This window comes from Streptomyces longhuiensis (assembly GCF_020616555.1).
Lineage (GTDB): Bacteria > Actinomycetota > Actinomycetes > Streptomycetales > Streptomycetaceae > Streptomyces > Streptomyces longhuiensis.
Map to the genome: position 1 here is coordinate 9,350,900 of NZ_CP085173.1, position 22,576 is coordinate 9,373,475.

General features: G+C 68.2%; 18 protein-coding genes and 2 pseudogenes. 13 read left to right on the forward strand and 7 right to left on the reverse strand.

Annotation, left to right across the window (positions count from 1 at the left end; genetic code table 11):
• Window positions 1–8: 8 nt before the first annotated feature.
• Window positions 9–917, reverse strand: coding sequence for a carbohydrate ABC transporter permease (locus LGI35_RS42585; RefSeq protein ID WP_376226057.1), 909 nt, complete (start codon window positions 915–917; stop codon window positions 9–11).
• Window positions 914–1,885 (reverse strand): ABC transporter permease, encoded by a 972-nt coding sequence (locus LGI35_RS42590; protein ID WP_227300747.1) that lies wholly within the window; start codon window positions 1,883–1,885, stop codon window positions 914–916. The genes LGI35_RS42585 and LGI35_RS42590 overlap by 4 nt, the downstream gene beginning before the upstream one ends.
• Before the next feature lie 189 nt (window positions 1,886–2,074).
• Here LGI35_RS42590 and LGI35_RS42595 point away from each other — a divergent pair, with 189 nt between their 5' ends.
• The 6 genes and pseudogenes from LGI35_RS42595 (at window position 2,075) to LGI35_RS42620 (ending at window position 6,576) form a co-directional block, all read left to right on the forward strand.
• The gene (locus LGI35_RS42595; protein ID WP_227300748.1) at window positions 2,075–3,073 is read left to right on the forward strand and encodes an acetylxylan esterase; all 999 of its coding nucleotides are present in this window, start codon (window positions 2,075–2,077) and stop codon (window positions 3,071–3,073) included.
• A 133-nt stretch (window positions 3,074–3,206) separates the two neighbouring features.
• Window positions 3,207–4,265, forward strand: a complete 1,059-nt coding sequence (locus LGI35_RS42600; RefSeq protein ID WP_227299794.1) for a LacI family DNA-binding transcriptional regulator — start codon at window positions 3,207–3,209, stop codon at window positions 4,263–4,265.
• Window positions 4,266–4,383: 118 nt separating this feature from the next.
• Complete coding sequence (locus LGI35_RS42605) at window positions 4,384–4,605, forward strand: hypothetical protein (RefSeq protein ID WP_227299795.1); 222 nt, start codon at window positions 4,384–4,386, stop codon at window positions 4,603–4,605.
• Between the two features lie 65 nt (window positions 4,606–4,670).
• A pseudogene (locus tag LGI35_RS46715) lies at window positions 4,671–4,787 on the forward strand (carbohydrate ABC transporter permease); the annotation flags it as partial.
• A 78-nt stretch (window positions 4,788–4,865) separates the two neighbouring features.
• Window positions 4,866–5,429: a fibronectin type III-like domain-contianing protein gene (locus tag LGI35_RS42615; protein ID WP_423835762.1), complete on the forward strand. Its 564-nt coding sequence runs from the start codon at window positions 4,866–4,868 to the stop codon at window positions 5,427–5,429.
• A 61-nt stretch (window positions 5,430–5,490) separates the two neighbouring features.
• Complete coding sequence (locus LGI35_RS42620; protein ID WP_227299796.1) at window positions 5,491–6,576, forward strand: endo-1,4-beta-xylanase; 1,086 nt, start codon at window positions 5,491–5,493, stop codon at window positions 6,574–6,576.
• 148 nt (window positions 6,577–6,724) lie between these two features.
• Here LGI35_RS42620 and LGI35_RS42625 read toward each other — a convergent pair whose 3' ends face one another.
• Together LGI35_RS42625 and LGI35_RS42630 are read right to left on the reverse strand one after the other, a co-directional pair.
• Entirely contained in the window at window positions 6,725–8,596 is a 1,872-nt protein-coding gene (locus LGI35_RS42625) for an alpha-L-fucosidase (RefSeq protein WP_227299797.1), read from the reverse strand.
• 89 nt (window positions 8,597–8,685) lie between these two features.
• The gene (locus LGI35_RS42630) at window positions 8,686–10,446 is read right to left on the reverse strand and encodes a glycoside hydrolase family 36 protein (protein ID WP_227299798.1); all 1,761 of its coding nucleotides are present in this window, start codon (window positions 10,444–10,446) and stop codon (window positions 8,686–8,688) included.
• Between the two features lie 274 nt (window positions 10,447–10,720).
• Here LGI35_RS42630 and LGI35_RS42635 point away from each other — a divergent pair, with 274 nt between their 5' ends.
• Both LGI35_RS42635 and LGI35_RS42640 read left to right on the forward strand, forming a co-directional pair.
• Window positions 10,721–11,740, forward strand: coding sequence for a LacI family DNA-binding transcriptional regulator (locus tag LGI35_RS42635; protein ID WP_227299799.1), 1,020 nt, complete (start codon window positions 10,721–10,723; stop codon window positions 11,738–11,740).
• A 292-nt stretch (window positions 11,741–12,032) separates the two neighbouring features.
• A complete protein-coding gene (locus LGI35_RS42640) occupies window positions 12,033–12,581 on the forward strand; it encodes an AAA family ATPase (protein WP_227299800.1) in 549 nt (182 codons plus the stop codon).
• A 621-nt stretch (window positions 12,582–13,202) separates the two neighbouring features.
• Here the strand turns inward: LGI35_RS42640 and LGI35_RS42650 are convergent.
• Complete coding sequence (locus tag LGI35_RS42650) at window positions 13,203–13,883, reverse strand: hypothetical protein (protein WP_227299801.1); 681 nt, start codon at window positions 13,881–13,883, stop codon at window positions 13,203–13,205.
• 471 nt (window positions 13,884–14,354) lie between these two features.
• Window positions 14,355–16,643: a SpoIIE family protein phosphatase gene (locus LGI35_RS42655; RefSeq protein WP_227299802.1), complete on the reverse strand. Its 2,289-nt coding sequence runs from the start codon at window positions 16,641–16,643 to the stop codon at window positions 14,355–14,357.
• 736 nt (window positions 16,644–17,379) lie between these two features.
• Between LGI35_RS42655 and LGI35_RS42660 the strand changes: the two genes are divergently transcribed.
• From LGI35_RS42660 to LGI35_RS42675, 4 genes and pseudogenes are all read left to right on the forward strand, one after another.
• Window positions 17,380–18,207 carry an alpha/beta fold hydrolase gene (locus LGI35_RS42660; protein ID WP_227299803.1) on the forward strand — a complete coding sequence of 276 codons (828 nt, stop codon included), beginning with the start codon at window positions 17,380–17,382 and terminating at the stop codon, window positions 18,205–18,207.
• A gap of 151 nt (window positions 18,208–18,358) precedes the next feature.
• Window positions 18,359–18,593 (forward strand): annotated as a pseudogene (locus LGI35_RS42665) (IS1380 family transposase); the annotation flags it as partial.
• A 57-nt stretch (window positions 18,594–18,650) separates the two neighbouring features.
• Window positions 18,651–19,088, forward strand: coding sequence for a VOC family protein (locus LGI35_RS42670; RefSeq protein WP_227300749.1), 438 nt, complete (start codon window positions 18,651–18,653; stop codon window positions 19,086–19,088).
• A gap of 442 nt (window positions 19,089–19,530) precedes the next feature.
• Window positions 19,531–20,709, forward strand: coding sequence for a Cmx/CmrA family chloramphenicol efflux MFS transporter (locus LGI35_RS42675; protein ID WP_227299804.1), 1,179 nt, complete (start codon window positions 19,531–19,533; stop codon window positions 20,707–20,709).
• 16 nt (window positions 20,710–20,725) lie between these two features.
• On the opposite strand, the gene LGI35_RS42680 is transcribed toward LGI35_RS42675, so the two are convergent.
• Complete coding sequence (locus tag LGI35_RS42680) at window positions 20,726–21,235, reverse strand: hypothetical protein (protein ID WP_227299805.1); 510 nt, start codon at window positions 21,233–21,235, stop codon at window positions 20,726–20,728.
• A gap of 507 nt (window positions 21,236–21,742) precedes the next feature.
• Between LGI35_RS42680 and LGI35_RS42690 the strand changes: the two genes are divergently transcribed.
• A complete protein-coding gene (locus tag LGI35_RS42690) occupies window positions 21,743–22,507 on the forward strand; it encodes an alpha/beta fold hydrolase (protein ID WP_227299806.1) in 765 nt (254 codons plus the stop codon).
• Window positions 22,508–22,576: the final 69 nt, after the last annotated feature.

The following is a 22,576-nucleotide window of genomic DNA, read 5'->3' on the forward strand; positions in this document are numbered from 1 at the left end:
GGGTGTGCTCAGCCCTTGACGGCGCCGAGCATCACGCCCGAGACGAAGTACCGCTGAACGAAGGGGTAGACGGCGAGGATCGGCAGCGCCGTGAGGACGATGGTCACCGACTGGATGTTGGCGGCGGCCTGGGTGAGCTGGTCGGCCGCGGCCCCCGCGTTGCCGCCTTCGGTGGCGCCTGCGATGAGGTTGCGCAGATAGACGGTGACCGGCATCAGATCGGCCCTGTCCATGTACAGGAAGGCCGAGAACCATGAGTTCCAGAACGACACCGAGTAGAAGAGGACCATGGTCGCGATGACGGCCTTCGACAGCGGCAGGACGATCCGCAGCAGAGTCCCGTACGCGCTCAGGCCGTCGATCTGCGCGGCCTCCTCGAGCTCCGTCGGCATGTTCTCGAAGAACGCCTTCATCACCAGAAGGTTGAAGACACTGATGGCGTTCGGCAGGGCGATCGCCCAGATCGAGTTCTTCAGGCCGAGGCTGGTGATCAGCACGTAGTTGGGGATCAGACCGCCGGAGAAGAACATGGTGAAGACGGCGATGCCGACGAGGAACGTCCGCCCGCGCAGGTCCTTCTTCGACAGGACGTACGCGTAGATGGTGGTGAGGACCATGGCGACAGCGGTGGAGAGCACCGTATAGAGGACGGTGTTCCCGTAGCTGCGCCAGAACGTCCCGTCCTGGAAGACGATCTTGTATGTGGTGAGGTTGAAGCCCTTGGGCCACAGGGTCACCTCGCCCGCCCGGATCTGGCGCTCGCCGCTGAACGAGCGGGCGACGATGTTGATGATCGGGTAGAGCGTGACCACCACGACCAGCGTAAGGATCACGGCGTTGGCGCCTTGGAAGACACGGTAGCCGCGGGTCGGGCTGTTCACGGTCGTCGCGGCGCGGGGCCGGGTCTGGATGCTCACCACAGGCTCGTCCCCACGGTCTTGCGCGACAGCCGGTTCGCGGACGTGATCAGTACGAGGCCGATGACCGCCTCGAACAGGCCGATGGCGGCGGCGTAGCTGAAGGAGTTCGACTCGACACCGGTGCGGTACAGGTAGGTGGAGATGACGTCGGCCGTCGGGTACGTCAGCGGGTTGTAGAGCAGCAGGATCTTCTCGAAGCCGACGACCATGAACGTGCCGATGTTGAGGATCAGCAGCGTGATCATGGTGGGGCGGATGCCGGGGAGCGTCACGTGCCAGGTCTGCTGCCAGCGGTTCGCGCCGTCGATCCGGGCCGCCTCGTACAGGTCCTCGTCGATCGTGCTCAACGCGGCGAGGTAGAGGATCGTGCCCCAGCCGGCCGTCTGCCAGACCTCGGAGCCGACGTAGATCGTCCGGAACCAGCCGGGCTCCTGGATGAACCGGACGGGATCGTGGCCGAACGTCGTGAGCACGTGGTTGATCGGGCCGTCCGATGCCAGCATCTGCACCGTGATGCCCGCGACGATCACGATGGACAGGAAGTGCGGCAGGTACGAGATCGACTGGACGAAGCGTTTCAGCGCGGTGCGCCGGACCTCGTTGAGCAGCAGGGCCAGCACGATCGGCACCGGGAAACAGAACAGCAGCGTCAGCAGGCCCATCCAGAGCGTGTTCCGGAAGACCTGCCAGAACGACGGGTCGCTGAGGAACATCTGCACATAGCGCAGGCCCACCCATTCCTCGCCGAGGATCGAACCGCCCGGCTCGAAGCGGCGGAACGCAATCACGTTGCCGATCATCGGCAGATAGCGGAAGACGAGGAAGAACAGGATCGGCAGCACCGCGAGGGAGTACAGCTGCCAGTCGCGGCGCAGTGACCGGCGCCAGGAACGACGGCCGGACGGAAGCTTCTTGTCGGGCGGCGGGTCGGGCGGGGCGCCGGTGCGGGGCTGGCTGCCCGTCATGGTGGAGGAGCTCACACAGGGCCTTTCGTCACACGGGCAGGCAGAGGTCATCACAAGGGCGGGGAAAGAGGTACCGAGAACTTTCGGGAATCTTCCGGTAACGTCGCCGCAACCTAAAGCCGCTCCCGACCCCTGTCAATGGGTGCCGCGTCAAAGGGAGTTGGCTTCGTGACTGGCTGTGAGGTGCCTGTGCCCGCCTTCGACCTGCCCTTGGACGAACTCCAGCGCCACCGACCCGAGCCCGACGAACCCGCCGACTTCGACACGTTCTGGCAGGCCACGTTGAAGTCCGCCGCCCAGCCCGAACCTCTGATCCGCGTCCGTCCCGTCGACAGCGGCCTGCGGCTCGTCGAGAGCTGGGACATCACCTTCCGCGGCTTCGCCGGCGACCCCGTCCGCGCCTGGTACACCCGGCCCGCGGGCGACGGCGAACTCCTGCCCGCGGTCGTCGAGTTCGCGGGTTACGGCCGCGGCCGCGGCCTTCCGCACGAGCGCCTCACCTGGGCGAACGCCGGATACGCCCATCTGCTCATGGACAACCGCGGCCAGGGCGACCAGTACGGCAGCGGGGGCGCGACCCCGGACCCGCACGCGGCGGCGCCCGGCGGCCCGGGACCCGCGGTGCGCGGGCTGCTCGACCCCCTCGACTACCACTACCGCCGCCTGATCACCGACGCGGTGTGTGCCGTCGCCGCACTGCGCGCCCTGCCCGGCGTCGACCGGGACCGGATCGTCGCGGTGGGCAACAGCCAGGGCGGGGGAGTGGCACTCGCCGTCGCCGGACTTGTCCCCGATCTGGCCGCGGCCCTGGTCACGGCGCCGCTGCTGTGCGGTATCCGGCGCGCCCTCGACCTGACCGACGCGGGGCCCTACGGCGAGATCGCCGCCTATCTCGCCGTGCACCGGGGCGCGGAGGACGCCGCGTACCGCACGCTCGGATACGTCGAGGGCATCTCGTTCGCCCGCCGTGCCCACGCCCCGGCCCACTTTGGAGTCGGCCTGCGCGACACGGTCTGTCCGCCCAGTGGCGCATACGCGGCCTGTCACCGCTATGGCGAACTCACCGGCGCGGACCCCGTCCGGGAGATCCACGCCTATCCGTTCAACGGCCACGAGCACGGCGACGCCGTGCACGTACGTCGCCAAATGACATGGCTGCGCGGGGTGCTGGGATCCGTTGGCGCCTAGATTCAGGGCCAGGCGTTCGGCGGGTCGGACAAAAAACTCGGCTTGACCGGCGCGTGGTCGACGGCATGTCCTACGGTTTCCGGAAGACATCCGGAGATCTTTCAGGATGCAGAGGTCGATGGAGGTGGGGAACGTGGCCCGGGTTGGCGGCAAAGGCAAGGCAGCCACGCAGAGCCCGGACGGGCCGGCCAAGGTGACGATCACCGAGATCGCGCGGGAGGCGGGAGTGTCGGTCCCGACCGTCTCGAGGGTCGTCAACGGGCGCTCCGACGTGTCGCCCGCCACTCGGGCGCGGGTCGAGGACCTGCTGCAGCGGCATGGGTACCAGCGGCGCCCGCCCGCGCCCGGCGACCGGGCGGCCCTGCTCGACCTGGTCTTCAACGACCTGGACAGCCCCTGGGCGGTGGAGATCATCCGGGGTGTCGAGGAGGTCGCGCACGAGGCAGGGGTGGGCACGGTGGTCTCCGCGATTCACGACCGGGCGGGCGCGGCAAGGCAGTGGATGACGAATCTGCGGGCCCGCGCGTCGGACGGGGTGATCCTCGTGACCTCGGTTCTCGAACCGGGGTTGCACGACGAACTGCGGCGCCTGGGTGTGCCGTTGGTGGTCGTCGACCCGGCCGGTTCACCGGCCACCGAGGCGCCGACCGTCGGTGCCACGAACTGGGCGGGCGGGATGGCTGCGACCGAGCATCTGCTGGGGCTCGGTCATCGAAGGATCGGGTTCATCGAGGGCCCGCCCCGGCTGCTGTGCTCGCGCGCCCGGCTCGACGGGTACCGGGCCGCGCTCGATGTGGCCGGTGTGCCCGTGGACGACGCGCTGATCGTGCCCGGCGACTTCTACCACGAGTCCGGATTCACCGGCTGCAACCAGCTGTTGGACCTGGCCGAGCCGCCCACCGCCGTCTTCGCCGCCAGTGACCAGATGGCGCTCGGGGCGATCGAGGCGCTGCGTCGGCGCGGGCTGCGGGTGCCGGAGGACATGAGCGTCCTCGGCTTCGACGATCTCCCGGAGGTGCGCTGGTCGGCGCCGCCGCTCACGACGGTCCGTCAGCCGTTGGCGGAGATGGGGAAAATGGCGGCGCGCTTCGTCCTCGACCTGGCCCGGTCCGTCGCGCCGGCCTCGTCGCGGGTGGAGCTCGCGACAGAACTGGTGGTCAGGGCCAGTACGGCGGAGCCACGGCAGGTCTGACGCGCTCGGCACCCACCGGGGGTGTCAACGGCTGCTTTTGTCAGGGCCGTTGACACCCCCGTCGTGTGTCCGTAACTTCCGAGGCCATCCACCGATAGTTTCGGACGTCTTCCGGAAGGTGCGTCATGCCAGCCTCCGCATCCTTGACCCGCCGCCGCGCCCTGGACGCAGTCAGCGTGGCCGGGGCCCCGGCACCGCGGCGCTCACGTCCTGCGGCGACTCGGCCCCCGGCTCCAAGGACGGAGGTGGGACCGTCGTCGAGCGGTCGCACATCCAGGCCGCCCAGTCCGGTGGCAGGCGCCTCGTCGGCGCCGCGCACTCCACGCCCGACTGCTGGTGACCAGCGTCATCCCGTGCTGCTTCTTCCGTGATCCGCGCGGGACCGGAGGGGGTCGGTACACCACCCACATGGCGCGCGTCTTCGCCTACTTGGTCCTCGCCGTGGTGCCCGCGCCCGCCTTCCATCCGGTGGCCGAACGGCAGCCGACCGACGGCATCACTGTGGGCGCGGCCAAGGGCTGACCCGCCACCGGCCCACCACAGGCGTGACAGCGCCCGTCGCCCGGACACCACCTGCTCGTACCGCACTCGAGGAGTTCCATGGCTCACCCCTGGCAGGACACCACCCTGCCCGTCCACGTCCGGACGGCGGACCTGCTCCCCTATCTCGCACCGCCACTGGGCCTCCGCGGTGACCCCAGCAACGTCGACCCAACCGCCCTCTACCCGTTCGGGCACGGCCTGTCGTACACGACGTTCGCCTGGGACACCCCGCGGTGCGACACCCCCGAACTGCCCACCGACGGCGAGACCACCCTGCGCCTCACCGTCCGCAACACCGGCGACCGCCCCGGCACCGAGGTCGTCCAGCTCTACCTCCACGACCCGGTCGGCACGGTCGCGCGGCCGGAGATCCGGCTCGTCGGCTACGCCCGGGTCCCGCTCGACGCCGGGGCGTCCGCGGAGGTCCACGCGACGTTCCCGGCCGACCTCGCCGCCTACACCGGCGCCGACGGCCGTCGCGTCGTCGAACCCGAAGCCCTCGAACTGCGCGTCGCCGCATCCAGCGCCCACGTCCACCACACTGTGCCGCTCACCCTCACAGGGCCGGTTCGAGAGGTCGGGCACGGGCGGCGCATGCGGTGCGAGCTGCGCGTGAAGTGACGCGCGCGGCGCCGCGCGAAGCAAGGCCACCCACCCCGCCCTTCAGCTGAGGAGCCGCACCATGTCCACACCCGCACGCCGTACCCGAGCCAGAGCCGCTGCCTTCGCCGCGTCCACGGCCCTGCTGCTCGGTCTCGCCGCGGTCCCCGCCGCCCACGCGGACGGCGCCCGGCACCGCGCCACCACGCTCGACGACCTGGCCGAGCGTACCGGCCGCTACTTCGGCTCGGCCGTCGACAACCCCGAGCTCGACGACACCGCGTACGCCGACCTGCTCGGCAGCGAGTTCGGCGCCACCACCCCCGGCAACGGCATGAAGTGGTATGCGACCGAACCCCAGCGGGGCGTCTTCGACTTCACCGCCGGCGACGAGATCGTGGCCTACGCAAAGGCCCACCATCTGAAGGTGCGCGGCCACACCCTGCTGTGGCACAGCCAGCTGCCGAGCTGGCTGACGGACGGCACCTGGACCGCTGGTGAACTGCGCTCGATCCTCAAGAACCACATCACGACCGAGGTGAAGCACTACAAGGGCAAGGTCTTCGCCTGGGACGTCGCCAACGAGATCATGAACGAGGACGGCACCTACCGGGAGAACATCTTCTACAAGACGCTCGGCCCCGGCTACATCTCCGACGCCCTGCGCTGGGCGCACGCCGCCGACCCCAAGGTCAAGCTGTACCTCAACGACTACAACGTCGAAGGGCTCGGCGCGAAGTCGGACGCCTACTACACGCTGATCAAGCAGCTCAAGGCGGATAACGTCCCGATCGACGGCTTCGGCATGCAAGCCCACCTCGCCCTGCAGTACGGCTTCCCGAGCGACATGCGCGGGAACATCCAGCGCTTCGCCGGCCTCGGCCTCGACGTCGCGATCACCGAACTCGACATCCGGATGATCCTGCCCGCCGACGCCGCCATGCTGGCCCAGCAGGCCGACTGGTACGGCCAGGTCACCGACGCCTGCCTGGCCGTGCGGCGCTGTGTAGGCATCACCCTGTGGGGCTACTCCGACCGGCACTCGTGGATCCCGTCGGTCTTCGCGGGCCAGGGCGCGGCGCTGCCCTGGGACGAGAACCTTCAGCGCAAGCCCGCGTACGACGCGATCGCCGGTGCGCTCGCGGCCGCCGGGAAGAAGAAGGGCTGACCGCGCGGTGACGACCCGCACCCGGGGCGGCCTCGCCTGCGGCAGTGGCCTGTTCGGCGTGTCCGATGGCGACCGGACACCTACCGCCGGGTGACGGCCGGGACGCTTACCCCGAGGGCTCAATGCGCCTTCGGGGTAAGCGTGTTGGTCACTCGCGGCCGTGGCTCACGGGGTACGAGTGGCCGACCGCGATCTCGTCGATCCTCAGCTGGTGGTAGAAGGGGACGACGGTCGCCGCCGACCAGGTGCTGTCCACCTCCAGCCTGATGTAGCGGGCCGTGGTGTCCAGGCCGATGTAACGGGTGCTGCGGGCGCTCTCCATGACACCGGTCTTCACCGGATCGCCCCAGTGCTCGCCGTCGTCACTGACAAAAACCTTGTAGTCCTTGATCCGGGCCGAGTCCTCCTTCCTGCCGAACGACTCGCGGTTGTACGTGGGAGACCACTCGCTCTGGTTCACGGCCAGGTACCGGGCCTTCTTCACGCCCCCGAGATCCAGCGTCAGCGAGACGGGCACCTGCGCGTTCGAGTCCCAGTACCGGGTGAGATCACCGTCGGTGAGGTTGGTCGCCGGGTGGCCGTCCTTCGCCGAGGTGGCGGTGGCCCGCACCGTGTTGGAGGGATACAGGCCCTGGCGGTGTCGCTCCGTCTCCACCTTGAAGACCGTGTCGTACGGGTCCCAGGTGGTGATGTCCTTGAGCGTCACGGTGCCGTCGTGCTGGTCGAAGGCGATCCTCCTGCCGGTACGCAGATCGCTGATGCGCTTCACCTTCGTGCCGTTGTCGCGCAGGCTGAGAGAGCCGGATTCGGTTCCCGTCGGTCGCGTCGTGACATGGATGTACTGGCGCGTCGGGTCCTCCTTGGCCACCGTGGTGTATCCGTACGCCCCGTCGTTCCAGGCACCTGGACGCAGCCCGCCGTACAGATAGCCGCCGCCCTCCACACCGTGCAGCGATTCCCAGATCGGGTCGAGATACTTCGACATGTAGTCGGTGAACGCCTGCTGCTGCGGCGGGAACGTCCCGTCCACCTGGGCCTGCAGGTCCATCAGGGACTTGTACGACGTGCCCGCGTTGGCCACGTAGCGGCGGATGTTGAGCGCCGTGTCGACCGGACGGTCCTGGCCGTCGTACCACCAGGCGCCGCTCGAGGGCACCTTGTAGCAGGACTCCGTCAGACGCGGCATGGACGTCCAGTACGCCGCCGGCATGTCGTAGTCGGGCGTCATGCCCGTCTTCTGCTCGTTGCTGACGGTGTCCATGATCGGCGTGTCTTCGTTGTTGTTGCTCAGGAGCATGTCCGGGCGCTGCTCACGGATCTGCTCGTACAGGTGGTGCTGCTCCCAGTACTCGTTGTCGTTGTCGATCCAGAAACCCTTCAGGTCCGGGTAGTTGCGCATCACCTCGAAGAAGTTGTCGTAGCTGAACTCACCGAAACCGGGGCGCGTCGTCAGATCGACGTCCTTGCCCTTGTAGGCGGAGTAGGCGGCGGAGTCGAAGGACTCAGGGCCCATCACGTCGTGCCACTGAGGATCGTCGGTCATGTAGAGGATGACCTTGATGCCCTTGGCCTTGGCCGCCTTGATGAGTTCACCGAGGATGTCGCGCTTCGTCGAGCAACTGCCGGGGATCTTCGACGGCCAGGGGCGGGCGTAGCCCAGGCGGCTGTGGAAGGTGGCCAGGACGATGTACGAGCCGTGGATCTTCTGCGTCTCCTTGACCCAGTAGTCCGGGTTCCAGCCGCTGTCGTTCACGGCCTTCTGCCAGGAGTCGCAGTCGTAGTGCTCGGGTTGTGTGTACATGCCCCAGTGCAGGAAAAGGCCTGCGGTGGAGTTGCGCAGCCAGGTCTGACGCGGGTTGAACATGCCCGGCACCGGGTCCGCCTGCGCGGTGGCGGTCGTGTCGGTGGCCGTGGCCGCGGGGGCGGATGCGGGGATGAGCAGGAGAGGGCTGAACAAGGCGAGCAGGGCCGCCCACAGGGCCCACAGGTGCCGTGGCCGGGGCGCTGGTCTGCTGGACATGAGGGGTTGTTCCTCCTTCGGGTGCAGCACCGTGACGTTGCCGGGACAAAGGACGTGCTGTGCGGGCGAGTCGGTGGACCTCCTCGGGGTCAGTCGGGTGGCCGGACGGTCAGCAGGCCGGAGGGCGGTACGTCGAGGCGGACCGCGCCCGGGCCGAAGGTGTGAGGGCCCGAGTGGGTGACCCGGCCGCGTGCGTCGTACGTGGTGAGCGTGGCCCGCACCGGGGCGTGCGGCACGACACAGATCAGGCTGTCCGCGGAGGTGGCGTTCACCAGATCGGCCCGGGGGTGGCGCAACAGGTCGAGCGGAACGGGGCGTTCGGCGTGCGCGACGACCACCTGGGCGTCACCCGCGTGCGCCCGCACGAGGGGGTACAGCTCGTCAGGGCGGCCCGGCTCCACCTCGCCGTCGAGCAGGACGGGGCGCAGCCGCTGCCACTGGCGCAGCCAGAACGCCACGACCTCGCGATGCTCCGGGCTCAACTCATGCAGTCTGCAGGACAGTTGGGGAACGGCATGCAACACCGACTGAATCTGCCGGGCCGCTGCCTCGGCCGTTGCGTCCGGGTCCCACATCAGCATGTCCGAATGGACGGCGCCGCCGGTCGCGCAGAGCGCCGCGTCGATCGTGCGGATCCGGTTCGCGGTGGCGTCGGCCGGGCAGTCGGAGGCGCGCAGCAGATTCCCGTACGCGCTCATGCCGGGGCCGAGGCAGGGCTGGCGCAGTTCGACCAGAGGGCCGCGCGGACACAGCGCGCCGAGGGCGGCGCGGAGATCCCCGAGCAGCAGGGCCATCGCGGGTCCGACCGGGCCGCCGCCGGTCTGCGCGTACACGGTGGCGTCGTCGAGGAAGTCCAGCTTCAGGCCGTCGAGCCCGTGGTCGGCGACGAGCCGGGTGCACACCTGCAGGACGTGCACGCGCACCCGGGGCTCTCTGGGGTCGAGGACGTGTGCGCCGGGCGCGGTGGGGCTGGGGATGCGAGCGTACGGAGAGAGCCGCTGCCACTCGGGGGAGTCCGGGCCCAGGAGCAGCGGGGCGATCCACGCCACGTACGCCATGCCGAGGCCCTGCACGTCGCCCACATGCGCGGCAAGATCGGGGAACTTGGCCGTGTCGACCTGCCAGTCGCCCGCCCAGGCGTAGCCGCGTTCCCGCCCGCCACGCTGCCAGCCGTCGTCGAGTATCAGCAGTCCGCAGCCGAGTGCGGCAGCGCGCTCGGCCTCCCGCGCCACGCCGTCGGCCGTGACCTCCTGTCCGAAGGCGTACCAGGTGGAGTAGGCGGGGGTGCGGCCCGCCTCCGGCAGCGCCAGCGGTGGCATCTTCGCAGCGCCTACGAGCCGACGGCGCAGCAGGCGCAGCGCCGTCGCGGGGGAGGGGCTGCGGCCCGCGAACAGCACGGTGTACGGCCGGCGTCCGGCGGTGAGTTCAAGGTGCACCGCGAACAGTTTGCGCTGCTCCGAGACGCCGAAGACCAGGTGCGTCTCGGTCGTCGCGTCCTCTGCGGCGAAGGCGAGCAGTGTCTGCCCCGATGTCTCGTACAGGCAGCCGATCGCGGAGCCGTGCACCAGGCCGGCGTTGAGCGGGCCTGCCCAGTCGGGCGGCAGGGACCGCTGCCAGCCGGCGTCCGGGTGCCAGTAGCCGACGGCGTCCTGCAGGGGTGTCGCCAGGCGGATCTCCACGGCGGCGCCTTCGGGGGATGAGACGTCCAATGCCCGTACGCCGTCCGGGAGTTCGCGCACGACAGGCTCCATGGGGACGCCGTCGACGAGCACGGCGACGCTGACCCGGTCGATGAGCGCGGAGGTGGGAGTGGGCGGGCGTTCTGCCGTGGTGACCGCGATCGACGTCACGTACGTCCTCCGGGAGGGCGACTGCAGGGACGGATGGCCGCTTCGTGAGCGTTCCCGTGAGCGCTCACGGAGTACCTTGGAGCCGGGGCATGTCCCCGTCAAGACCGGTGCGAGGGATTCCTGAACTCGCCCTTGATCACCTCAACTTCGGTGCAAAAGGTGGCCGTTGACAGCGGGAAACGAGCTGCTCATCATGTCCGTGAGCGCTCACGTGAACCGTCCGGCGGCGAAGGCGGACGACACTAGGCAGGCAGAGAGAGGAACCCTCCCCGAGATGCCCACCCCTCGCACGTCCCGACGCGGGCGTCACGGCGTCACCATCGACGACGTGGCCCGCTCCGCGGGTGTCTCCCGGCAGACCGTCTCCCGCGCCATCAACGACAAACCCGAGATCGACCCGGGCACCCGGGCACGGATCCTGGAGGTCGCCCAGACACTCGGCTACCGGCCCAACCGGCATGCGCGCGGCATGGCAGGCCCGGCGACGACCACGCTCGGCCTGGTCGTCGCCGATGTGCTCAATCCGTTCTTCCCCGAGGTCGTCGCCGGGGTGATGGAAGCCGCCGACGAGCGCGGCTGGCAGGTCGCCGTGTACAGCACCGGGTCGGCTCTCGAACGCGAGCAGAGGGTGGCGGCCACTGTCGCCGACCATGTCGACGCGTGCGTCGGCTACTTCTTCGCCGAGAGCGCCATCGAACAGGTGCGGAGCACAGGTATCCCGCTGGTGCTCCTGGACCACGACACCCGGCCGCCTGCCGCCGGCGGCGTCCGTATCGACTTCGAGTCCGGGATGCGACAGGCCCTCGGGCACCTCATGGCGGCCGGACACCGGCGCGTGGTCATGCTCGATGACACGGCCCGCGGAGACGGGGCGGACCCGCACTCCCGGCGCGCCCTGTTCCTCGCCCTGGCCGCCGAGCACGGACTCGACACCGGCGGCAGCCCGGTCGTTCCTGTGGCCAACTCCGTGCAGGGCGGCGCCGACGGCATGGACCGCGTGCTCGCCGAACACCCCGGCACCACCGCGGTGCTCGCCTACAACGACCTGATAGCAGTCGGCGCCATGCGCCGCGCTCTGCGCCGGGGCCTGGACGTACCGGGCGACTGTGCCTTCGTCGGGTGCGACGGCCTGATGCTCGGAGAGCTGATGGACCCGCCGCTCACCACGCTGCACGTCGACAAGCGGCAGGTCGGCCGGGCCGCCGTCGAGCAGATCGCGGCGCTCGTACAGGGCCGCGGCCCGCTCGCCGAGCGGGTGATCGTGCCGCGCCTGGTGGTGCGGGGGTCGGCCTGAGCGAAGCGCGCCCGCTCAGTGCCCTTGGATCGGTTTCGCATCGGCACGCGGGGGCGTAGCTTTCTGAGTGATCGATCGACTGGTACGAGTAGGCCGACGTCGCAGCGTCGGTCGGAAGGGGTGCGCCTGTGCTCGGCGAAATCAACGTAGACGGCGCGATGTCCGACTGCTGCGGGACCGTCCGCAAGGGTGCGGGTGGGATGCCGCCCGCTGTACTGGAGGACGAAGTCGGCACCTTCACAGCTGAGTTGGCCGCCAGATGAAGCGTCCCGCAGCCCAGGAAGCACCCTGGATGGTCCTGATCGGTCCGGCCGGTACCGGGAAGACCACCCTGGGCCTGGAGATCGCGGCACAAGCGCAGAGACCGATCGTCGATCTGGACGCCGCAGCGGACGAGTACTACGCGCAAGTGGGATGGAGCATCCCCAGACTCCGCGAGCGCATCGCGGCAGTCGGTCGCCTCGCCGCGGAGTCCGAGTGGGAAGGCGCTCGAGCGCACGCTGTGGCGAGTGTGGTGGCCGACCATCCCGACGCCGTGATCGCACTGGGCGCAGGCCACACCAGCTACACCGACCCCGCACACCGGGCCGAGGTGCGCACCGTGTTGAGCCGCTGCCGACACGTGGTTCGAGTTCTGCCCTCACCCGACCGCGAACTCTCGCTGACCCTCCTGCGGCAACGCTGCACGACAACCAAGGGGCAATCCTGGATCGTCGACGGACACGACTTCCTGGAGCAGTGGCTCGATGACCCCGGCGCGCTGCAGATGGCGACCCGGACGATCTATACAGAGAGCGAGACTCCCGCTCAGACCGCAGCGCGGCTGATCGGGCACACCTGAGCAGACCCCACTCCACAGACCGCCACCAACCCACCTGACCTGGTCGCTCGTCCCCTCATGACCCGACGCCCGACGCGGACACCGGCACCGCAGACTGCCGCCGGACGGCGCTGACTACCGAAGTTCTCGGTCGTACTCGAACAACAGCGCCTGGAGGTACGCTTCCAAGCGCTGGGCGAGAACGGCCGATGTCAGATCTTCCCTCTCGAGTTTCCGGCAGGGCCCGGCGACCCTCCCGCGTCCGGCGCGATGGCCGGAGCGTCCAGCACAGGTGATCAGCCGGGTCCTCGCTCAGCGTTCCACCGGCTGCGATGCAGTGATCCGCCAGACGCATGCCGACGCGCACGCCGTGCAGCAGAGCAAGCGCAGCACAGTGAGCACAACGCAGTGGAGCAGTGGGCCACGTCCAGGTCAGCGGGCCCCCAGGACGTCTCCACCCAGTCCACGACTCCCGTGATCGTCAGAACAGCCTCTCGCGAAGAGCACGGTCCCGGGGTGGAAGTCCCGGTTGCAGGAACAAGGCGGGTAGTCCGGGAGAGCGAGCCGCGGATCAGCCTCCCGGCCACGCCGCCACCTGCCCGGCCCCTTCCGTCCGCCTCGCGAACCCGCCCGACGCCCGGATCAGGGCAGCGTCGTCGGCAGGCATCCGCGCGGGACGAAGTACCAGCTCTGCAGCCCCACGCCGTCGGTGCTGCCGCCGCGCGGATCTCGCACCATCACGTAGCGGCCGTCGCGGCTGACGTAACGCCACAGCACCGTCTGGCCGATGGCGACCTGCGTGTTCAGTGGGGCACTCGGGGTGGTGGGCACCGACCACGGGCGCACGTTCCCGTAGCCCGTGATGTGGCTGCCGTCGTACGTGGCGCAGCCCGATCCGGCGACCGTGGTCACGGTGGCACCGTCCGACGCTCCACCTCCGATCTGGCCGTTGGTGAACTCCGACGTCGGCATGGTCACCGGGTCGCCGCACTCGTTGGCGTGCGCCTCGTCGCCGGAGGCCGCGCCGTCGTAGATCCACAGACAGGAGTTGAGGTCGCCGTAGATGTGGCCCCAGCGATAGCCGCCCTGCGGGTCGCCCTGGATGTCGACGGTCCAGCCGCGGTAGGCGGTGCCGATGACGTACGAGGCGGGGGAGCGGCGCAACAGTGTGTAGTCGCTGTCGACGTGCTTGCGAACGGCGGCCTGGGCGGTGGGGACGCCGCCGGTATAGGGCAGGGCGAGGCCGAGGGCGGCGGCAGCCGCGGCGAGCGCCACGGTCAGGGCCGCGCGACGGGGTGAGCGGGTGGTGCTCCTGCTTCTCATGGCTTCTCCTGCCGTGAGGTGACCACGACGGCCTTGCCGGCCGCCCGGGCGAGCGTAGTGCGGCGCCCCGAGCCGGGGTGGACGGCAGCCGGGCGAATTCACGGCCAGGCGAGCCGTGTGTCACCAACTGGTCCCCTTCATTCGAGACTTGGGGTGGTTCGAGTGAAGGACGAGGCGATCCCAGGACCATGGCACCCCTCAAATCCCGGAAGGCGCAAGGGTTTCACGAAATCCGTGCTGCGGTCTGTCACTGCGCCGAGACCGGCCTGCTCCACGAATGGCTCCAGGGCACGTACCTCGCCGTGAGCCTCGCCTCAGGCATCGACCCGGCACCCCTCGCCGCGGCGCTGGAAACCCCCGCCGAAGCAGGCGCTCTCCACTGGGAGACCGACTCCCGAGCCACCGCTCATTTCGACAGGACTTCTCAGTCTCTACGGCAGCCGCCACCATGGAAGTCCGCGGAGCGGGCCACTACACCGGCTCTGCAACAACCCGGCCCTGTTGCGCCCACACGGTCTTACCCTGCTCGTGGTACCGGACGCCCCAAGTGTCGGCGATGCTTGCGACGATGAAGAGGCCGCGGCCCCCTTCATCGATCGCGCGGGCATGCTTGAGGCGCGGGACGCTTGCCCCTGCGTCACGGATCTCGCAGGTCAGACGGTCGTCGAAGATGAGCCGCAGGCGGTAGGGCGGAGCACCGTACCGGACTGCGTTGGCAACCAGTTCACTGACGATGAGTTCGGTGGTGAAGGCTGTCTCTTCGCCGATCTTCCAAGCGGCGAGTTTTCTGCGTGCGGCCTTACGGGCTGCAGGGACGGCCGACAGATCCTCGGCCAGCGCAACCGTCAGCACTCTGTCCGGGGGCAGACCTCGAGCACGTGCCAGCAGCAGCAACTTCTCCGTGTCGTGGCGGTCTCGCAGCGCGTAAGAGAGCGTGTCACAGACTTCGGTCAGGGGCAGCGTCGCTCCCTCCTGCAGCAGTACACGCAGCGTCGGCGAGCTCTCCAACAGGTCCTCATTGCCGACCGCAAGCGTGCTGCCTGTTGGCATCGTGATCCGGGTGGCAGGGAAAGGGGCGTGATCGGTGCCGGCGAGCACCGGACCGCCCGGAGCCGCCACAGTCGCCGACTCGCCGTCAGGAAGGACAAGATACGGCTCCGAGAGTCCCGCGCGAACGAGCGTGCACGTGTGGTCGACCGAGTCGTAGATCGCGATCAGGCACGCAGCCGTGAGCGGTTCACGGTTCAGAGGGTCTCCCGCCGGCAGCGCTGCCCGTTCCGCGGCCAGTTGCTCGGCGGTGTCGCTCAGCCGGGCCATCAGTTCCTGCGGCTCCAGGTCGAGTGCGGCCAGTGTGTGGATGACGGTCCTGAGCTGTCCCATGGTGGTGGCAGTCGCCACGCCTCGTCCGGCCACGTCTCCGAGCACCAACGCGACGCGGCCGCCCGCCAGTTCGATGGTGTCGAACCATGCGCCCCCGCCGCCCGGACCCGGGATGTGCATCGTAGCCACGTCCACGGTGGACGGAACCGGCGACTTCTGCGGCAGGAGCCGACGCTTCACGGTCGCTGCGATCGTCCGTTCCCGCGTGTAACGCCGTGCGTTGTCGATACAGAGAGCCGCGTGCGCGCAGACATCCGTCGTCAGCGTGATGTCGTGCTCGTCGAAGGGCTCCTCGTCTCCGTGCCGATAGAAGCTGACCACGCCCAGAGCTGCGCCGCGTACGGTGAGAGGGGCGACGATCAGGGAGTGAGCATCTGACCGCACGATGGAGTTCGCCCGCGCCGGATCTGCCGATAGCCAGGGGCTGTCTTCGGCCACGCTGACGAGCCGCGGACGCAGGTCGTTGAGGACTCGCGAGAACGGAGTGCCGTGCGGGAGCCGACGCACGTCGCCCACCGCGTGTGCCGACACCAGCCCTTTGAATGCAGCGCGCCGCAAGGGCACGTCATAGGCCACCGGAGCCAATGGCGGCTCCTGCCCCCGGAACACGTCCTCGATGACCTCGACCACCACAATGCCTGAGAATGCCGGTACGACGGCCTCGGCCAACTCCTGGCACACGGACATGACGTCGAGTCGGTCCCCGACGGTTGTGCGGACCCGCTCCAAGACATTCAACCGTCGCGACGTCCGCTCGCGGTCCGTCACATCCATCGCCGAGGCGACCAGGCCTTGGATCTGGCCGTCGTGTCCTTCGACGCGGACGTACGACAGGGAGTAGACCACGGGACGACCCGTGCCTTCCGCTCCTGCGGACCGCACGACACGCTGGAGCGCCGGCTCGCCGCCGGCAAGAACCAGTCGCGCCACCGCACGCTCATTCGCCGGATCCTCAAGCCCGAGGGCTGAAGCAAAATCCATGTCGGCCGGCGTCTCCTTCCCGGCCGGCCGTGCCTCGGGTGTACCGGCCCGGGACCTGACGATGCGTAGGTCGCAGTCCAGAACGTACAAGTCCATGGGCGCGTCTGCGAACAAAGCCTGCAAGGCGGCGAAGTCCCGCTCGGTTGAACCAGAGCCTTCTGCTGCGCGTACCTCCCAGGTCAGCGAACGACCGGAGAACACGGGTCTTACCGACACCTCCCCCAGAGCGGCCAGGGCGCCCACTGCCCCGGAGACAGTGGCGCCCTGTCGCGACAGGGCAGCCACAGTGCGCCCCTCGGCATCCCCCTGGGACCAGCCCAGCAGTTCTCCGGCCTGGGCAGACCACTCGAGAATTCGCCCATCATCAGCGATACGCACGAGGACCGCACCGGTCGACATGGCACACCTCCGCTCCGGCACGCGCACACGTGCCACTTCCATACTGATGCGCAGAGTCGCGCCGCTCACTTCGGTCGGCCACCGCACGGGGAGGTGCCGTCGAAGGGCGTAGGTCACGAAGAGTCGGCAAGTAGATACGTAAGGTTCGGGCGGGCTGCTGACGCTGAGGTAGTCCCTCGTGCTGCAGAAGCAGCAGTCACCAGCTCGCATCCTGCAATCAGGCCCAGATCTGCGCTATCGGCGCTCGTGAAGGGGGTGCGAACGGAAAGTGAGCATGGGGAAACTGAGGCGCGCTGCGTTATCGGGTCGGCCGCCGCTGAGAGTGGCCGGACCGACGTTTCCCCATAATCATGGATAACTCTCATCTTCAATTTTCCCTGCCTTTGTGCAGTCGCGCGTCTACCCGGATTTAAGTGTCAATTTTGACCACCAGGAATTCGGTGGCCCATGTGGCGGCTGCGGGATGTATGTCGCAGGGAGGGGCTGCCAGTTGGTCCTGGCCGGTATGTGTTCGGGCGGTGACCGTCCAGCGTGCTGAAGCTTTCCTGTTCGGTTAGGGTGATGGCGACGACGTGCTCATTCCGGTCGCTCTTTCACTGCTGACCTCGCCGTCGAGTCTCCTTCTGGCCCGAAGCTGGTCTATAGCGTGGTGTGTGAATCCGGCTCGGGTGAATTACTCATGCGATGCACCCGCGCGTTCGCATGAGTTACTGAGATAGTTTCGAGAGGAAACACCATGCCTTTCGCCACCGCCAAGGACGGCACGCAGATCTTCTACAAGGACTGGGGTTCGGGACAGCCCGTTGTCTTTTCCCACGGTTGGCCGCTGAACGCGGACGCCTGGGACCCCCAGATGAAGGTGATGGCGGACAACGGATTTCGTGCCATCGCCCACGACCGGCGCGGTGGCGGACGCTCCGGGCAGTCCTGGGAGGGCAACGACCTCGACACGTACGCCGACGACCTCGCGGCGGTCATCGAGGCAGAGGACCTCCACGACGTCATCCTGGTCGGCCACTCCACCGGCGGAGGCGAGGTCACCCGTTACATCGGCCGTCACGGCTCCGGCCGGGTCGCCAAACTGGTCCTGCTCGGCGCGATCCCCCCTCTGATGCTCAAGACGGACGCGAACCCCGAAGGCCTGCCGATCGATGTATTCGACGAGATCCGCAAGGGCGTCGAGACGGACCGCTCGCAGTTCTACCAGGACCTCAGTGCCCCGTTCTACGGCGCCAATCGCGACGACTCGACGGTCACGCAAGGAACCCGTGACGAGTTCTGGCTCTGGAGCATGACGGTCGGCATCAAGGGCGCCTACGACTGCGTCAAGGCGTTCTCCGAGACGGACACCACCGAGGACCTCAAAAAGGTCGACGTGCCCACGCTGATCGTGCACGGCGACGACGATCAGATCGTTCCCAAGGTGGCCGCCGGCGACAAGTCCTCCAAGCTCGTCAAGGACTCGATCTACAAGGTCTACCCCGGCGCCCCGCACGGCCTGGCGATGGTCCCCAAGTTCGCCGAGATCTTCAACGCCGACCTCCTTGAGTTCGCCCGTAGTTGACCCACGGCAGGAACGAACGAGCGGCCCGGTGAAATCTCAGGGGCTGGAGCTTGCGGAAGGGCCCGAGGCGGAAGACTCGGGCCCTTCCGCTCTGTTGCCGGCATCGGACGCCTGCCAGGGCTGGCCGGATCTCCTCGCATTCGCGGATGTCGTCGCGATGCTGCGGTGCGAGCCGGCCGTCTTCGGCCCGGTCGCCTCCGACCCGACGGACCCGATGGTCTTCCGCCTGATCGACGTCCGTACCGCCGCCGTGAGAAGGCCCTGCAATCCATCCGGTCCGCACGGTCGGCGCGGTCCGAGGTGCGTGACCGGGGCTGGTCGCCGGCGGGCAACACGCTCCGGACGCCGGTGGACAGAGCGCGGTCGCCCCCGACGGTGCCCTGGTACATGGCTGCGGCCTTGCCGGAAGGATCCGATCGGCCCGGCTCGGTAGCATGCAACGCATGGCCATCAAACTTGAGAACGTCGGCATCGCTGTTCGCGACCTCGAAGCAACGATCGCCTTTTTCACCGACCTCGGCCTCACGGTCGTCGGCCGCGACACGGTCAGTGGTGAGTGGACCGACACCGCCGTCGGCCTTGATGGAAATCATGCCAACATTGCGATGCTCCAGACGCCAGACGGTCACGGTCGCCTTGAGCTCTTCGAGTACATCCACCCCGAAGCGATCGAGTCCGACCCCACTCGTCCCAACGAGATCGGCATGCATCGCGTCGCCTTCTCAGTCGACGACATCGACAAAGCCCTCGAGACAGCCGCAAAGCACGGATGCCTTCCGCTTCGCGGTGTGGCGACCTATGAGGACATCTACAAGCTCACGTACGTCCGTGGTCCCAGCGGCATCCTTGTGATGCTCGCCGAGGAGCTGAAGAAGAACTGACGGCTGATCGGGGCAACGGGTCAGGGATCAGCAGGAGCCGCATTCGACGGCGCGACACTGCATGTCGTCGCGGCGTTCTCAGCGGGTGCGGGTGCGGGTGATCAACCACTTCTGTTGGCGCTCTTCAGGCCCTGACATCCTTCCGCTCCCGCGAATGATCCAAAAGAAGCGCCCTGTTTGGTGCGAGACAGGACGTTGGTGACGCAGGCCGATGTCGGTGAAACCCAGATGCTTCGGCGGGCATAGGTCGGGTAGCGTGCGAGCTATGTCGAGTCCTGAGTCAGACAAGGTGGGGGCTTTCGGTCACGCCGTCAGCCCCCTGAAGCCCTGAACTCGTAGCCCTCTCGTTGCGCCGCATTCTGTGGTGGGACGAGTGTGCCCGTGGGGCTGGCCGCGGTGACGAGATGACCTTCTCGTGCTTCTCCTCACCTCGGAGCCTTCAATGCCTCTCCCGCTGTACCTGCTTGCCATGGCGGTCTTCGCCATGGGCACCTCGGAGTTCATGCTCGCTGGGCTGTTGCCGGGCATCGCCTCAGATTTCGACGTCACAGTCGGGACAGCGAGCGTGCTCACCTCAGCCTTCGCGATCGGCATGATGGTCGGCGCCCCTCTTGTGGCCGCGCTTGCCCGCAACTGGCCCAGCCGCTCCAGCCTTCTCGGGTTCGTCCTTACTTTCGCGGCGGCTCACGCTGTGGGCGCCATCACCACGAGCTTCCCCGTCCTGGTAGCCACCCGGGTGGTCGCCGCGCTCGCGAACGCAGGGTTCATTGCCGTCGCTCTGACGGCTGCCGCCACGCTGGTCCCGGCCGACAAGAAAGGACGTGCGCTGGCCGTCCTGCTGTCGGGTACGACGGTGGCGACCGTCGCCGGTGTCCCCGGCGGATCGGTACTCGGCACGGTGCTCGGCTGGCGGGCCACCTTCTGGGCAGTCGCCGCTCTCTGCCTGCCCGCAGCCATCGGCATTCTGAAGGGCATCCCGGCGCGACAGGGGAAGGAAGAGGCGACTGGCCGGCCGGCCTTGCGAACGGAGCTAGCCCCGCTCACAAGGCCGCGGTTGATCCTGGTGATGCTGCTCGGCGCGCTGGTGAACGCGGCAACCTTCGGTAGCTTCACCTTCCTCGCCCCCGTTGTGACCGACACCGCCGGGCTGAGCGAGCTGTGGGTCTCTGTCGTTCTGGTGCTCTTCGGTGCCGGTTCCTTCGTCGGCGTCACCGTCGCCGGCCGGCTGTCCGACCGGCGACCAGGTCTGGTCATCGCAGTGGGCGGTCCGCTGCTGCTCGTCGGCTGGCCCGCCCTGGCGGTACTGGCCGACAACCCGGTCGCGCTTTGCGCCCTCGTGTCCGTACAAGGCGCGCTGTCATTCGCACTGGGCAGCACACTGATCACGCGGGTCCTCTACGAGGCATCGGAAGCCCCCACGATGGCGGGCTCGTACGCGACCGCAGCACTCAACATCGGTGCCGCCGCCGGCCCCCTCGTCGCCGCGACCAGCCTCAGTACCGGGGCCGGGGACCTCGGACCGCTGTGGGTGAGCGGGCTCCTGATCGCTGTCGCGCTGCTCGTCGCGTTCCCCCTCCGCACGGTGGTCGCGGCCGGCCGAAGCGCCGAGGTGCTCCAGTGACACCTGCGAACGCCCCTTAGAGCAGGGCGGGCCTCCCAGTGAAGGGGCGCCCGGTGCCCCGCGCCATCCCGCGCCTGTAGATCTGGGAGGAAGGCTCATTGCGAGCCAGGGCCTGACCGAATGGCTCCCGCCATTCACCGGCTGCCTTGAGGCCCACCCGTTGTTTCCCCTCACGGGTGGGCCTCGGTGAGGTGAGGCGACCTTTGGCCTGCCTACGGGCCTGCTTGATCTTGATGTGCCCGGACCGTGGATGCCCGACCACCGTCAGCACCGGATCTGACGGGTCCACGGGCCCGTTCGCCTCGTTCGCGATGTGCGCGGTGTTCGTGCTCGCAGGGTCGATCCGTACCGCCCACCCTGCCGGAACCACGACCTGTACTGTCCCCATCCCGCACGACGCCTCCAGTGTCACCTCACGGTGCAGACAGGTCGCTTTGGTGAAGTCGATCAGGATGTTGAGCATCTTGGACTCGGCGACGATGCGCGGCGGCACCACCCACGGCCCGGCCTGCTTGATCGCCGACATGTGCGTCTTCAACACCAACGTGTCAGCCCCTGGCCCCCGGACCGCCGGTAGATCCGCAACCAGAGCCTCCCATTTCGCGTACGTCTTGGACGCGTACGCCCGCTCCAGCCGCTCCTCCAACTCGGCGAGATCGATCCGCCCTTCCCCGCGGCCATGCGCAACCGTTCCGACACCGCCTCCCGGTCACGGTCCGCCCCCCTGGCCCGCATTCCGACCTCGGACGCCTCGACACTCGCGCTGTCGGCCATGTCGACCGAGATCATCACGTTCGCCACCCAACTCATAGCGAGGGTTGTACTGGAACGGCCAGTGGTCCCGCTGACACTCTTCGAGCAGGAGGTTTCAGAGGCTGCGAGTGAATCCCACTCTGAGCGATCAGTTGGAAGACGCTTCGTGAGGCGATGTCCGTTGGATGTGGCTCGTTCTGACTGAGAGGATGGTGGTTCTCTCTTCTGGCGGCTGCTGGTCAGCCATCAGGTGTCAGTGGTGCCGCCTAGCATCCGCATCATGCGTGAATTCTTCGTGGTCGACGGGCGGAAACTGTCGTACCTGGACTTCGGTGGTCCGGGTACTCCGATTTTGGCCCTGCACGGGCACTACAACGAGGCGTCGGTGTTCGCGCCCATGGCTGAGGCGTTGGCGCCGCGGTGGAGGGTGATCGCGCTCGATCAACGCGGGCACGGTGAGTCCGATCGCGCCCAGCGTTACGAGCGGGACGATTACGTCGCTGATGTGGCTGCCTTCCATCGACATCTGGGCATCGGGCCGGTGGCGGTGCTGGGCCACTCGCTGGGCGGAGTGAACGCCTACCAGTACGCTGCCCGGCAGCCGGATCAGGTCCGTGCGCTGATAGTTGAGGACATCGGCGCGGTGGTGGACTGCGACTGGTCATTCACCTTGCGCCTGCCCCGCCATGCGTCTTCGCGTCAGGAACTGGTGGCCGCACTGGGTTCGGCGGCTGCCTATCTGGAGTGTTCCTTCCGTCGGTCGGAGGGCGGCTGGGGATTCTCGTTCGACCTCGAGCACACGGTGGCGTCCCAGAAGGCACTCAACGGTGACCACTGGCAGGACTGGACGGCGGTGGCCTGCCCCACTCTGCTGATCCGTGGAACACGAAGCGATGAGCTGGCGTCCACCCATGCCGCGGACATGATCGCCCGTCGTGCCGGCAAGGCCTTCCTCGCCGAGCTGCCTGCCGGTCATGTCGTGCACCACGATGCTCCGGCCCAGTTCGCCGCCGCTGTCGAGGAATTTCTGTCGGTTCAGGGCTGATCCGCTCGTGCCGGGACAGGGCGCCGTTCTTCGCCGCAGGCGCCGCCGCCAACGCCGCTGATCGCTTCC